Raw genomic sequence first — 13,791 nt, forward strand, 5'->3', positions numbered from 1 at the left:
CGCGCGAGGGGCCCCGTCCGTGGCGGACGGGGCCCCTGGCGGTACGCGGTTCAGACGCCGTGCGGGATGGCGTCCCAGCCCTCGACCTCCTGCGGCTTGCGGGTGCCCGGGCCGACGTAGCGGGCCGACGGGCGGACCAGCCGCTGGAGCTTCTTCTGCTCCAGGATGTGCGCGCTCCAGCCGCCCATCCGGGCGCAGGTGAACATCGAGGTGAACATGTGCGCCGGCACCTCGGCGAAGTCGAGCACCACGGCCGACCAGAACTCGACGTTGGTGGCGAGCACCCGGTCGGGGCGGCGGGCCTGGAGCTCGGCCAGCGCGGCCTTCTCCAGCGCCTCGGCCACCTCGAAGCGCGGCGCGCCCAGCTCCTTGGCGGTGCGGCGGAGCACCCGGGCGCGCGGGTCCTCGGCCCGGTAGACCCGGTGGCCGAAGCCCATCAGCCGCTCGCCGCGGTCGAGCACGCCCTTGACGTAGCCCTCGGCGTCGCCGCTGCGCTCGACCGCCTCCAGCATGCTGAGCACCCGGGACGGGGCGCCGCCGTGCAGCGGGCCGGAGAGCGCGCCGATGCCGGAGGAGATGCAGGCCGCGGCGTCCGCGCCGGTGGAGGCGACGATCCGCGCGGTGAAGGTGGAGGCGTTCAGGCCGTGCTCGGCGGCCGAGATGAAGTATGCGTCGACGGCCTTGACGTGCCGCGGGTCGGGCTCACCCCGCCAGCGCTTCATGAAGCGTTCGACGATGGTGGAGGCCTTGTCGATCTCCTTCTGCGGCACGGCCGGCAGGCCCAGGCCGCGGGCGGACTGGGCGACGAAGGAGAGCGCGGTGACCGAGACCCGGGCGAGGTCCTCGCGGGCCTGCTCGTCGGAGATGTCGAGCAGCTGGTTGAGCCCCCAGTACGGGGCCAGCATCGCCACCGCGGACTGCACGTCGACCCGGATGTCGCCGGAGTGCACCGGCACCGGGAACGGCTCGGCCGGCGGCAGGCCGGGGCCGAACCGCCCGTCCACCAGCAGCGCCCACACGTTGCCGAAGGAGACCTGGCCGATGAGATCCTCGATGTCCACCCCGCGATAGCGCAGGGCGCCACCCTCACGGTCGGGTTCGGCGATCTCGGTCTCGAAGGCTACGACGCCCTCCAGCCCGGGTTTGAAATCGGCCATGTCGCTCTCCTGGATCTGCTCGGTGCGCCCGCTCGGGCTCTCATCCGGCCCAGCCGGCCGAGCGCCTCAGGCGACCCCTCAGGGATGTGTTCGTGACATCTTGCCTGCTGGGTAACCGGATCCGCGACCCACGGCGCCTGTGCCGCGCGCGACATCCCCCGCCGGGCACGGCCCGGACGGACGAGGAAGACTGGGTCCCACGGGCTGGCCTGCGCCGGGTGGTGCCGGAAGGCCTCACGGGGAGGGGAGAGAACGTGACGGGCGACACAGTGCCCCCGGCCGCGATGCGTAACGAGTACGACGCCGACCTGGGCCTTTCCGAGGCCGATCTGGCCGGCGACTGGCACGGCCAGTTCGACCGCTGGTTCGCCGCCGCGGTGGCCACCGGGCTGCCCGAGCCGAACGCGATGGTGGTCGGCACGGCGGACGCCGCCGGCCGGCCGAGCGCCCGGACGGTGCTGCTCAAGGGGTACGACCCGGCGGGCTTCGTCTTCTTCACCAACTACGGCTCCCGCAAGGGCGTCGAGCTGACCGGCAACCCGTACGCCAGCCTGGTCTTCCCCTGGTTCGCCATGCAGCGCCAGGTGGTGGTGGCCGGCCGGGTGGAGCGGGTCGACCGGGCGGAGACCGAGGCGTACTTCGCCAGCCGGCCGCGCGGCTCGCAACTGGGCGCCTGGGCCAGCGAGCAGTCCCGGGTGATCCCGGACCGCGCCGCGCTGGACGCCGGCTACCGGGCGGCGGCGGAGCGTTTCGCCGACGTGGACCCGATCCCCGCTCCGCCGCACTGGGGCGGGCTGCGGGTGCGGCCGGAGTCGGTGGAGTTCTGGCAGGGGCGGGCCAGCCGGCTGCACGACCGGCTGCGGTTCCGGCTCACCGACACCGGCGCCTGGACCGTCGAGCGGCTGGCCCCGTGACCCAGCTCAAGGACTCCCGGCCGCGCGGGATGCGCCGCTGGGCCATCGACCTGCGCCCGTTGGCCGTGCCGGCGTACCGGCGGATGTGGCTCGGCAACGGCATCGGCATGTTCGGCATGCAGTTCACCGCGGTCGCCGTGCCGGTGGAGATGTACGCGCTGACCCGCGACTCGCTCTGGGTCGGGTTGATCGGGATCGCGGCGTTCGTACCGCTGCTGGTCTTCGGGCTCTGGGGCGGCGCGGTGGCCGACGTGCGGGACCGGCGCAGCGTGCTGCTGGTCACCTCGGCGCTGCTCTGGGCCTCCACACTCGGGCTGCTGGTGCAGGCGCTGCTGCGGGTCGGCAGCCCGGTGCTGCTGCTCGCCCTGGTGGCGGTGCAGTCGATCGCCTTCGCGATCAGCTCGCCCACCCGCAACGCGATCCTGCCCCGGCTGGTGCCGTTGGACCTGGTGCCGGCGGCGAGCACGCTGAACTTCACCACCTACACCGCGGCCTCGGTCTTCGGGCCGCTGGCCGCCGGCCTGATCTTCGCGAAGTGGGACACCGGCCTCGGCCTGCCGATCGCGTACGCGCTCGACGCCCTGCTCTTCACCGTCGCGGTCTGGGCCACCGTGCGGCTGCCGGCGATGCCGCCGGAGCCGGATCCGGACGGCGACGGCACCCCGCGCAGGGCCGGGTTGGCCAGCATCGTGGACGGCTTCCGCTACCTGGCCACCACCCCGGTGCTGCTGCTCTCCTTCGCCATCGACCTGATCGCGATGGTGCTGGCCATGCCCCGGGCGCTCTTTCCGGAGATCGCCGAGGAGCGGTTCGGCGGCGGTGCGGCGGTGGGCTGGCTCTACAGCGCGATCGCGATCGGGGCGATGCTCGGCGGCCTCACCTCCGGCTGGATCGGCCGGCTGCACCGGCAGGGGCTGGCGCTGGTGGTCGCGGTGGTCGGCTGGGGGCTGGCCGTGGCGGCGGCCGGGCTGGCCGGCCAGCTCTGGCTGATGGTGGTGCTGCTCGCGGTGGCCGGCGCGGCCGACCTGGTCAGCGCGGTGCTGCGGCAGTCGATGCTGCTGGTCTACGCGCCGGACCGGATGCGCGGCCGGCTCCAGGGTGTCAACACGGTGGTCATCGCCGGCGGGCCGCGCCTGGGCGACCTGCGGGCCGGTGCGGTGGCCGCCGGGTTCGGCGGCGGCGTCGCCTGGGTCAGCGGCGGCCTGGTCTCCGCCGCGCTGGCGGTGCTGCTCGCGGTGGCCTTCCCGGCGCTGCTGCGCTACCGGGCGGCGACCGCGTCGAGCGCCGACCGCGACTGAACGGTTAGGGTCCCCGGCATGGACAGCCCCGACCAGCGCCCGCCCTCGGGCGCGCAGTGGACCATTGCCGCCGCCGGGCACGAGGCGGTCGTCGTGGAGGTGGGCGGCGGGGTGCGGACCTACCGGCACGACGGCGTCGACTACCTCGACGGGTACGCCGAGGACGAGCTCTGCCCGGGCTGCGCCGGCCAGGTGCTGGCGCCCTGGCCGAACCGGATCCGGGACGGCCGGTACGCCTTCGGCGGGCGGTCGTTGCAGCTGACGCTGAGCGAGCCGGACCGGGGGGTGGCCATCCACGGGCTGGTCAACTGGGTGCCCTGGCAGCTGCTGGAGCAGTCCGCCGACGCGGTGACCCTCGGCTACGACCTGCCGGCGCAGCCCGGCTACCCGTGGCCGCTGCGGCTGCGCAGCCGGTGGAGCGTCGGGCCGGACGGGCTGCGGGCCGAGCACGAGGTGACCAACACCGGCGGCGAGGCCGCGCCGTTCGGCTTCGCCGTGCACCCGTACCTGCGACTGCCCGGGGTGGCGGTGGACGACCTGGCGATGCGGCTGCCGGCCCGCAGCCGGCTGCTGCTGGACTCGCGGCTGCTGCCGATCGGGGCCACCCCGGTCGCCGGCACCGAGTACGACTGGACCAGCCGGCGCCGGATCGGCGACGCCCGGCTCGACCTCACCTTCGGCGACGTGATCCGGGACGACGACGGCGGCTCCGCGGTGAGCCTGGCCGCCCCGGACGGCTCGTCCGGGGTGCGGATCTGGGCCGACCGGGAGTTCGGCTGGTGGCAGGTCTTCACCGGCGACTCGCTCACCGGGGAGCGGCACCGCCGCTCGGTGGCGATCGAGCCGATGACCTGCCCGCCGGACGCGTTCCGCTCCGGCCGCGACGTGATCACCCTGCCGCCGGGCGGGGCCTGGCGGGGCGCCTGGGGCGTCCGGCCGGGGGCCTGAACGGGGGCGGCGTGGAGTTCGCCGAGGTGGTCCGGCGGCGCCGGATGGTGCGCAACTACGACCCGGACCGCCCCGTCCCGCCCGACGTGGTCCAGCGCCTGCTCGACCACGCGGTCCGCGCGCCGTCCGCCGGGTTCGCCCAGGGCTGGGGCTTCCTGCTGCTGGAGACCCCGGCGGACCGGGAGCGGTTCTGGGCGGCGACCACCCCCGCGGGCGGTGGCCGGGAGCGCTGGCTGGCCGGGATGCGCCGGGCGCCGCTGATCGTCGTCCCGCACGCGAACCGCTCGGCCTACCTGGACCGGTACGCCGAGCCGGACAAGGGCTGGACGGACCGCTCGCCGGAGCGCTGGCCGGTGCCCTACTGGTACGTCGACGCCGGCTTCGCCGCGCTGCTGATGCTGCTGACCGCGGTGGACGAGGGGCTGGGGGCGTGCTTCTTCGGCATCCCGCCCCAGCGGCTGGACGCCTACCGGGAGGCGTTCGGGGTGCCGGGGGAGTACCAACCGGTCGGCGCGATCACCATCGGTTACCGGGCGCTCGACCATCGGTCACCATCGCTGCGCCGGGGTCGGCGTCCGGTCGACGAGGTGGTCCGACGCGGGCGGTGGAGCTGACCGGTCGGTGGGCATTCATCCGGTTGAGGAACGGACCAGCGGTAGCGAAACTGACATCAGGGAGCAGAACGCGGTGTGGCGCGGGCGGCTAGGCTGGCACGGTCATCGGTGCCGCGAGTCGCGGCACCACGCCGCGACCCGGCTCGGCGCCGCGGGTCGGCCCGGCCACGGGGAGGGGAGCGTGCCGTCGTGATCTTCAGAGCGGTTCGGGACGGGCGTCCCTACCCCGAGCACAACCTGACGCTCAAGCAGTGGGCGGAGATCCCGCCGCGGCCGCTGCGCCTGGACCAGCTGATCACCACCAAGCGTGAGCTCGCGCTGGACAAGCTGCTCGCCGAGGACTCCACCTTCTACGGTGACCTCTTCCCGCACGTCGTGCAGTGGAACGGCGGCCTCTACCTGGAGGACGGGCTGCACCGCGCGCTGCGCGCCGCGCTGCAGCAGCGCAACCAGATCCACGCCCGGGTGCTCGTGCTCTCCGAGCCGGTGGAGTGACCAGCCCTCGCGTCCGCGCCTGAGCCTTCGTTAAGGTGGCTGCCATGAGTCCTACCGCCCCCCTCGACCTGCTCGACCTGGACTCGTCGCTCAGCGAGGAGGAGCGGCAGATCCGGGCGGTGGTGCGCCAGCTGGTCGACGACCGGGTCCGCCCGCACGTCGCCGGCTGGTACGAGGAGGGCCGGGTGCCCGCCCGCGAGCTGGCCCGCGAGTTCGGCAAGCTCGGCCTGCTCGGCATGCACCTGGACGGCTACGGCTGTGCCGGCGCCTCCGCCGTGGCGTACGGGCTGGCCTGCCTGGAACTGGAGGCCGGCGACTCGGGCCTGCGCTCACTGGTCTCGGTGCAGGGCTCGCTCGCCATGTACGCGATCTGGCGCTATGGCAGCGAGGAGCAGAAGCAGCGCTGGCTGCCGTCGATGGCCACCGGCGAGGCGATCGGCTGCTTCGGGCTCACCGAGCCGGACCACGGCTCCGACCCGGCGTCGATGACCACCCGGGCCCGGCGCGACGGCGACGACTGGGTGCTCAGCGGCGGCAAGATGTGGATCACCAACGCGCCGATCGCCGACGTGGCGGTGATCTGGGCCCGCACCGACGACGGGGTGAACGGCTTCGCCGTACCGATGGACACGCCCGGGGTGACGGCGCGGGAGATCACCCGCAAGATGTCGCTGCGCGCCTCCGTCACCGGGGAGATCTCCCTCGACGACGTCCGGCTGCCGGCCGACGCTCGGCTGCCCGAGGCGATCGGCCTCAAGGCCCCGCTGAGCTGCCTCACCGAGGCCCGCTTCGGCATCGTCTGGGGCGCGCTCGGCGCGGCCCGCGACTGCCTGGAGACCGCCCTGGCGTACGCCGGCACCCGCACCCAGTTCGGCCGGGCGCTGGCCGGCTTCCAGCTCACCCAGGCCAAGCTCGCCGACATGACGGTCGAGTTGCAGAAGGGCTACCTGCTGGCGCTGCACCTGGGCCGGCTCGCCGACGCCGGCCGGCTGCGCCCGGCACAGGTCAGCGTCGGCAAGCTGAACAACGTGCGGGAGGCGCTGGCGATCGCCCGGCAGTGCCGCACCATCCTCGGCGCGAACGGCGTCTCCGGCGACTACCCGGTGATGCGGCACGCCAACAACCTGGAGAGCGTGCTCACCTACGAGGGCACCTCCGAGATCCACCAGTTGGTGATCGGGCAGCAGCTCACCGGGCTCTCGGCCTTCGCCTGACGGCGGCGCGGCTCCGGCGACTCGGCCGCCGGCCTGCGGCTGCCCGACCCGACCGGGCTGTCCCGTTCACCCCCGCTGAGCTGGGCAGACGGGCGTTCCGGTCGCTCGGCGCGCGCGTGTCGTACCGGGGACGTACCGTCATCTGAAGACGACGTGTCTGACGAGGACGGTGAGGGCGATGGCCCGCGACGGTGGCATCAACGAGCCCACCAGGGAGTTCCCTGGCTATCCCACCGGCGACGACCTGCGCGACCGGTCGGCCGCCCCGCCCGAGCCGGCCGACGGCGTGCCGCCGTCCGCCGGCGGGCCGGCCCGCGGCCTGCTCTGGGTGCTCGGCGCGGCGGCGCTCGCCGTGGTGGTGCTGCTCGGCGTGCAGGCCACCGGCATCCTGCCGGACTTCCGCAACCCGTTCGCCAAGGAGCAGACCGACCGCAGCCAGCCGACGCTGCTCAAGTCGATCCAGGACCTGAGCCGCTACGTCGCCGCCGAGGGCAACTTCCAGGTCGTGGTCGACCTGCAGAACGACCGGCGCAACGTGCCGGACTTCCTGCTCAACGAGCGGACGCTCTTCGTCGGGGCGGGCAGCGTCGAGGCGTACGTCGACTTCACGAAGATCTCCGAGGGCGCGATGGTCGAGTCGGCCGACGGCAGGTCGGTGGAGATCAAGCTGCCCGCCCCGCAGCTCGGCAAGACCAACCTCGACCTGGAGAAGAGCTACGTCTTCGCCGAGCAGCGCGGCCTGCTCAACCGGCTCAATGACCTGGTCGCTGGCGACCCCAACCGCCAGCAGCAGGTCTACCAGCTCGCCGAGGAACGGATCACCGCCGCCGCCCGGGACAGCGGGCTGACCCAGCGGGCCGAGGAGAACACCCGCAAGATGCTGGAGGGGCTGCTCCGCTCCCTCGGCTACGAGAAGGTGACCGTCACCTACACCGCCCCCTGACACCCCCACCCGACCGGAAGCGCCCGCCCCTGCCCCGGGGTGGGCGCTTCCGCCCGTGGGGAAGCCTGCCGGTCGGGAGCCTGCCGGTCGGGAGCTTGCGCGCGGGGAGCCTGCCGGTCGGGAGCCTGTGTGCGGGGAGCCTGCCGGTCGGAAGCCTGTGTGCGGGGAGCCTGCCGGTCGGAGGCCTGTGTGCGGGGAGCCCGCCCGCCCCCGCGCCGGACCTGGCGCGCCGGAGCACGGCCCACCCCACTCGCCGCCCGGTCGCTCTCATGATCCGCGCAACTTCAGGGAAGTAGTGCCCTCCCGCGCGTGGAAGGGCACTACTTCAGGGATGTTGTCGCCTCGACACCGTGCCTCGACCGTGGCACCTCGCCCCGGGGCCCCCGACCCCGCGGACATGACCGGCGGCCTTGACCCGGGTCCTCGGCTCGCGGTCCCGCCTGACCCCGCCCTCTCGCCACCCGGTCCGCTCTCATGATCCGCGCAACTTCAGGGAAATAGTCCCCTCCTGCGAGCGGGAGGGCACTACTTCAGGGATGTTGTCGCCTCCAACCCGGCGCCTCGAGCCTGCGGCTCGAGCCCGGCGCCTCGAGCCCGGCGCCTTGAGCCCGGCGCCTCGACACCGGCGCTGGGGCGGGGTGGGGATGGGGCGGGAATGGGTCAGTGGCGGGTGGTGGCCAGGTAGCGGTCCTCGTTCGGCATCAGGATCCAGAGCACCAGGTAGACGATCACCTGGGTGCCGGGCAGCAGCAGCGACAGCAGGAACAGCAGCCGGACGAAGTTGGCGGACCTGCCGAACCGCTGGGCCAGGCCGGCGCAGACACCGGCGAGCATGCGCCCCTGGCGGGGTCGGACCAGTTTGCGACTCATCGTCGTACTCCCACTCTGCGGCGGATCCGCCGCGTCTGGAATCAACGGTAGGAAGGGGTGGCCACCGCGCCCTCGGCCTGCGGAAGGATCGGCGACCCGGCTACCCGTAGGTGGTTACCCGGTCCGGCCCGGCGCGACGCGTCACCGCCGCATGCCGCGAGGTGCCCCGCCGGTGGCTCGCCGCACAGCGGCTGACCTGGGCGGGTAGGCTGGTCGGTCGGGCACCCACACCCCCGGATGCCCCGACGGCCGCCCGACCGGGGGCGGCCACGACCGGGCCGGGCGAACCTGCACGACGGGACGACGGCGAGGAAGAGCAGCCATGATCAGTGTCTTCGACCTCTTCAGCGTGGGCATCGGGCCGTCCAGCTCGCACACGGTGGGCCCGATGCGGGCCGCCCGTACCTTCGTCACCGGGCTCAAGGCCGACGGGCTGCTCGCCGACACGGCGCGGGTCCAGGCGGAGCTGTTCGGCTCGCTGGGCGCCACCGGGCACGGCCACGGCAGCGACCGGGCGGTGCTGCTCGGGCTGGCCGGCGAGGCTCCGGAGACGGTCGACACCGACTCCGTCGAGCCGCGGGTCGCCCGGATCCGGGCGGAGCACCGGATCAGCCTGCTCGACGCGCACGAGATCGACTTCGACCCGGACCGGGACCTGGTGCTGCACCGCCGCCGGTCGCTGCTGTACCACCCGAACGGGATGACCTTCGTCGCGTACGACCGCGCCGGCGCGGAGCTGCGCTCCCGGACGTACTACTCGGTCGGCGGCGGGTTCGTGGTGGACGAGGCGGCGGCCGGGGCGGACCGGATCGTTCCGGACACCACCCAGGTGCGGTACCCGTTCCTCACCGGCGCGCAGCTGCTCGACGTCACCGGGCGGTCCGGCCTGTCGATCAGCGAGGTGATGCTGGCCAACGAGCTCTCCTGGCGCAGCGAGGCCGAGGTGCGCGGCGGCCTGCTGGAGATCTGGCGGGTGATGCGGGAGTGCGTGGAGCGGGGTTGCGACCGCGACGGGGTGCTCCCGGGTGGGCTGAAGGTCCGCCGCCGCGCCGCCGAGCTGCGCCGCAGCCTGGAGGCGGACGCCGGCACCACCGACCCGCTGCGGGCGATGGACTGGGTGACCCTGTTCGCGCTCGCGGTCAACGAGGAGAACGCGGCCGGCGGCCGGGTGGTCACCGCCCCGACCAACGGCGCGGCCGGCATCATCCCCGCGGTGCTGCACTACTACACCCGCTTCGTGCCGGGCGCCTCCGACGAGGGGGTGGTGCGCTTCCTGCTCGCCGCCGGCGCGATCGGGGTGCTGTTCAAGGAGAACGCTTCCATCTCGGGTGCCGAGGTCGGCTGCCAGGGTGAGGTCGGGTCGGCCTGCTCGATGGCCGCCGCCGGGCTGGCCGAGGCGCTCGGCGGCACCCCGGAGCAGGTGGAGAACGCCGCTGAGATCGGCATGGAGCACAACCTGGGGCTGACCTGTGACCCGGTCGGTGGCCTGGTGCAGATCCCGTGCATCGAGCGGAACGCGGTGGCTAGCATCAAGGCGATCACGGCCGCCCGGCTGGCGTTGCGTGGCGACGGGGTGCACGCGGTCTCGCTCGACAAGGTCATCAAGACCATGCGGGAGACCGGCGCGGACATGAAGGTGAAGTACAAGGAGACGGCACGCGGCGGCCTGGCCGTCAACGTGATCGAGTGCTGAGTCCGTCCGACTCGGAGCGTTCGTTCACCGACTGCTAACCTGTCGTCCGTTCGTGAGGCGGGAGGCGACGGTGACCTCTGGCGTTCCGGCGTTGTGGTCGCACCGCAATTCGCTGCGCATCCTCGTCAAGCGCGACCTCGCGGTGAAGTACCAGCAGTCCGTGCTCGGCTACCTCTGGTCGCTGATCGAACCCCTCGGCATGGGCGCGATCTACTGGTTCGTCTTCGGTGTGCTCTACTCCCGGGACACCACCCGGCACCTGGGCGAGGCGGCCGACTCGTACCCGCTCTTCCTGATCACCGGGATCTTCGCCTGGATGTGGACCAGTTCCGCGCTGAGCGAGGCGACCAACGCGCTGACCGGCCAGTCCCGGCTGATCACCACGATGAACGTGCCGCGCCAGGTCTTCCCGATCGGCCGGGTCGCCGGCCGGTTCGCCGAGTACGCCGCCGGCCTGCCGATCCTGGCCGCCATCGCGGTCGGCTACGCCGCGTACGACCGGATCGCCCCCGGGTGGTCGCTGCTGGCCCTGCCGCTGGCGGTGGCCGTCCAGGCCGTGCTGCTGGTCGGGCTGGCGCTGCTGCTGTCGGCGTGCAACGTGCTGATGCGGGACGTCGAGCGGTTCATGCGGCTGATCATCCGGGTGCTCTTCTACGCCACGCCGATCATCTATCCGCTGAGCCTGGTCCGCGACTCCGACCTGCCGGGCTGGCTCAAGATCGGTTACGAGCTGAACCCGCTGGTCGGCATCTTCCAGCTGCACCACGCGATCTGGTACCCGGCCGAGTTCCCGGACGCCCGACTGCTCGCCACCACGGTCGGCGGCAGCCTGCTGGTGCTGGTCGCCGGCTGGTGGTCGTTCCGCCGGCTGGAACCCGCCGTGCTCAAGGAACTCTGAATGGCCGACCCGATCATCGAGGCGGAGGGCCTCGGCATCCGGTTCGTCCGCAACCGCCGGCGGCAGCTGCGGTTGCGGGAGCTCTTCATCCACCGCGGGAAGCGGGGCGCCGCGGACGGCCGGTTCTGGCCGTTGCGGGACGTGTCGTTCGCGATCGGGGCCGGGGAGACCGTCGGCGTGATCGGCCGCAACGGCACCGGCAAGAGCACCCTGCTGCGGCTGATCGCCGGGGTGCTGATCCCGGACGAGGGCCGGATCCAGGTCCGCGGCGACGTCGCGCCGCTGCTGGAGCTCTCCGCCGGGTTCTCCAACGACCTGACCGGACGGGAGAACCTCTACCTGGTGGGCGGGCTGCACGGGCTGTCGTCGAGCTACCTGAAGCGGCACTTCGACGACATCGTCTCGTTCGCCGGGGAACAGGTGGAACGGGCCATCGACACCTCGGTGCGGCACTACTCGTCCGGAATGAAGGTCCGGCTCGGCTTCGCGATCATCTCCCACCTGCCGCACCCGATCCTGTTGATGGACGAGGTGACCGCGGTCGGGGACGCGGAGTTCCGGAAGAAGTGCTATGCGACGATCGACCGTCTGCTCGGGGAGGGGCGCACTCTGGTGCTGGTGTCACACAACGAAAAGGACCTGACCCGGTTCTGCCGTCGGGGGCTCTTCCTCGACGGCGGCCGGTTGAGCGTCGACGGGACGATCGCCGAGGCGCTGGACGCCTACCACAGCGCGGTTCCGCGGTGACCCTCGCGATCGTGCTCGCCGCCGGTGCGCCGGCCGCGAGCCTCCCCACCACGACGGGCGGGTCCCTCGCCGACCGGCTGGCCGGCCAGTTGCGCCGGGCCGGGGCGGCCGAGGTGCGGTTCGCGGCCGACCTCGACGACCTGGCCGCGCTGGCCGACGCGGCCGCCGGGCCGGTGATCGTCACCGGCGCGGACCTGGTCGCGCACACCGCCGTGCTGCGCCACCTGGCCACCAGCCCGGTCGGGCCGACCGTGGCGCTGGTGCTCACCGACCCGCCCGGGGACGGGCGGGTCGCGGTGCGTGAGGAGCGCGGCCAGGTGGTCGACGCCGGGCCGCCGGCGGAACTGGACGGCGCGGCCACCGGGATCTTCGGCGGCGCGCTGCGGGTCGGCGTCGACGACCTGCCGGTGCTCGCCGCCGCCGCCCGCGCGGTCGCCGCCGGCACCGCGCCGGCCGTCGCCGGGCCAGCCGTGGACCGGCTCTTCGCCGGCCTCGCCGGGCTGGGCACGCTGACCTTCGCCCACCGGGTACGCCTGCTCGTCGCGCACCGGGTCGCCGACGCCGCCGGGCTGGCCGCCGCGGAGGCGGCCGTGGCCGCCGTCGACGAGGACCGGGCCGAGCTGAAGCTCTCGGTCAAGGAGCGGGACGACTTCTTCACCACCTTCTTCGTCAGCACCTGGTCGCCGTACGTCACGAAGGCGGCGGCCCGGATCGGGCTCGGCCCGACCGCCGTCACGATGATCTCGGTGGCCTTCGCGGTGGCCGCCGCGGTGCTCTTCGGCGTCGGGGGCCGGCCGGCGCTGGTCGCCGGGGCGGTGCTGCTCTACCTCGGCTTCGTGCTGGACTGCGTGGACGGCCAGTTGGCCCGCTACACCCGGCACTTCAGCGCCTGGGGCGGCTGGCTGGACACGATGGCCGACCGGGCGAAGGAATACCTGGTCTACGCCGGCCTCGGCTACGGCGCGACCCAGGCCGGGTTCCGGTACGGCTGGGCGCTGGCGATCGCCGCGATGACCCTGCAGACCGTGCGGCACATGACCGACACCTGGTACGGCGTGCTGCACGACGAGGCGGCCCGCCGCCCCCGCCCCGCGACGGGCGCCACCGGCGGGATCGGCGGAAAGCTCAACGCCGCCTCCACCCGGGTGCAGGCCGACACCGGGTCGGTGTCGTACTGGCTGAAGCGGACCGTGGTGTTCCCGATCGGCGAGCGGTGGGCGCTGATCGCGCTGACCGTGGCGCTGTTCGGCCCGCTGGTCAGCCTGCTCGCCGTGCTGACCTGGGGGGTGCTCGCGTTCGCGTACACCGGGGCGCTGCGCACGCTGCGCGCCCGTTGGATGTGGGTGCCGGTGCTGGACACGGTCGACGCCACCCTGCACCGCGACGACGGCCCGCTCGCCGGCCGGCTGCCGGTCGTCCGCCGGATCGGGCCGCTGACCCTGGCGGTGATCGCGGCGCTCGGCGCGGCGGCGCTGCTGGCCGCGGCGCTGGCCGCCGCCGGCGACGACGGCGGGGCGGACGGGCTGCGCTGGGCGGTGCCGGTCGGGCTGCTGGTGCTGCTGGTCGGCGGCCTGGGTGCCGGCGCGGCGCACAACGGGCCACTGGACTGGCTGGTGCCGGCCGCGCTGCGGGCCGCCGAGTTCCTCTTCGCCATCGCCGTCGGGGTGATCGGTGCGGCGCCGGCGTGGCTGGTCTTCGGCTACGTCTTCGTGCTCACCCTGCACCACTACGACCTGACCGCGCGGCTGGAGAAGCGGCAGGCCGCGCCGCCGCTGCACCCCGCCACGCTGGGCTGGGAGGGGCGTTCGGCGGTGCTGGCCCTGGCGGCGATCGTCGGAATTGCGGGTATCGGGATGGCTACACTCGGTACGTACCTTCTCGTGGTTTTTGTGGGGAGCGTGGTCCTCGCCTGGGTCGTCCTGCCCGCCCGTGTCGCGCGGGCCTCGGTGGGTCCGGAGGTGGCGGGAGGTCGCTCGCCGGGCTGACGGAGGGGCCGGCCG

General features: G+C 73.6%; 13 protein-coding genes. 11 read left to right on the top strand and 2 right to left on the bottom strand.

Going from position 1 to position 13,791, the window contains the following annotated elements; translation table 11 throughout:
• Window positions 1-50 precede the first annotated feature (50 nt).
• A complete protein-coding gene (locus AC1WTP_RS23635) occupies window positions 51-1,157 on the bottom strand; it encodes a citrate synthase 2 (RefSeq protein WP_447136498.1) in 1,107 nt (368 codons plus the stop codon).
• A 284-nt stretch (window positions 1,158-1,441) separates the two neighbouring features.
• On the opposite strand from AC1WTP_RS23635, the gene pdxH reads away from it, so the two are divergent.
• The 7 genes from pdxH to AC1WTP_RS23670 all read left to right on the top strand — a co-directional run bounded on the left by pdxH (window position 1,442) and on the right by AC1WTP_RS23670 (window position 7,583).
• Entirely contained in the window at window positions 1,442-2,071 is a 630-nt protein-coding gene (gene pdxH / locus AC1WTP_RS23640; protein ID WP_481651530.1) for a pyridoxamine 5'-phosphate oxidase, read from the top strand.
• A gap of 29 nt (window positions 2,072-2,100) precedes the next feature.
• Window positions 2,101-3,369 (top strand): MFS transporter, encoded by a 1,269-nt coding sequence (locus AC1WTP_RS23645; RefSeq protein ID WP_481651531.1) that lies wholly within the window; start codon window positions 2,101-2,103, stop codon window positions 3,367-3,369.
• Window positions 3,370-3,387: 18 nt separating this feature from the next.
• A complete protein-coding gene (locus tag AC1WTP_RS23650; protein ID WP_481651458.1) occupies window positions 3,388-4,317 on the top strand; it encodes an aldose 1-epimerase family protein in 930 nt (309 codons plus the stop codon).
• Between the two features lie 11 nt (window positions 4,318-4,328).
• A complete protein-coding gene (locus tag AC1WTP_RS23655) occupies window positions 4,329-4,931 on the top strand; it encodes a nitroreductase family protein (RefSeq protein ID WP_481651459.1) in 603 nt (200 codons plus the stop codon).
• A 189-nt stretch (window positions 4,932-5,120) separates the two neighbouring features.
• The gene (locus AC1WTP_RS23660; protein WP_076470742.1) at window positions 5,121-5,426 is read left to right on the top strand and encodes a type II toxin-antitoxin system VapB family antitoxin; all 306 of its coding nucleotides are present in this window, start codon (window positions 5,121-5,123) and stop codon (window positions 5,424-5,426) included.
• Between the two features lie 44 nt (window positions 5,427-5,470).
• Window positions 5,471-6,640, top strand: a complete 1,170-nt coding sequence (locus AC1WTP_RS23665; protein WP_481651460.1) for an acyl-CoA dehydrogenase family protein — start codon at window positions 5,471-5,473, stop codon at window positions 6,638-6,640.
• A gap of 178 nt (window positions 6,641-6,818) precedes the next feature.
• Window positions 6,819-7,583, top strand: a complete 765-nt coding sequence (locus AC1WTP_RS23670) for a DUF4230 domain-containing protein (RefSeq protein ID WP_481651461.1) — start codon at window positions 6,819-6,821, stop codon at window positions 7,581-7,583.
• Between the two features lie 660 nt (window positions 7,584-8,243).
• Here AC1WTP_RS23670 and AC1WTP_RS23675 read toward each other — a convergent pair.
• Complete coding sequence (locus AC1WTP_RS23675; protein ID WP_481651462.1) at window positions 8,244-8,453, bottom strand: PspC domain-containing protein; 210 nt, start codon at window positions 8,451-8,453, stop codon at window positions 8,244-8,246.
• Window positions 8,454-8,775: 322 nt separating this feature from the next.
• Here AC1WTP_RS23675 and AC1WTP_RS23680 point away from each other — a divergent pair, with 322 nt between their 5' ends.
• From AC1WTP_RS23680 to AC1WTP_RS23695, 4 genes are all read left to right on the top strand, one after another.
• Entirely contained in the window at window positions 8,776-10,146 is a 1,371-nt protein-coding gene (locus tag AC1WTP_RS23680) for an L-serine ammonia-lyase (protein WP_481651463.1), read from the top strand.
• 70 nt (window positions 10,147-10,216) lie between these two features.
• Complete coding sequence (locus AC1WTP_RS23685) at window positions 10,217-11,044, top strand: ABC transporter permease (RefSeq protein ID WP_481651464.1); 828 nt, start codon at window positions 10,217-10,219, stop codon at window positions 11,042-11,044.
• Window positions 11,045-11,791, top strand: coding sequence for an ABC transporter ATP-binding protein (locus AC1WTP_RS23690; RefSeq protein ID WP_481651465.1), 747 nt, complete (start codon window positions 11,045-11,047; stop codon window positions 11,789-11,791).
• Entirely contained in the window at window positions 11,788-13,776 is a 1,989-nt protein-coding gene (locus AC1WTP_RS23695; RefSeq protein ID WP_481651466.1) for a DUF5941 domain-containing protein, read from the top strand. Before AC1WTP_RS23690 ends, AC1WTP_RS23695 begins: the two co-directional genes overlap by 4 nt.
• The last annotated feature ends 15 nt before the right edge of the window (window positions 13,777-13,791 follow it).

It is taken from the genome of Micromonospora sp. R311, assembly GCF_056780015.1.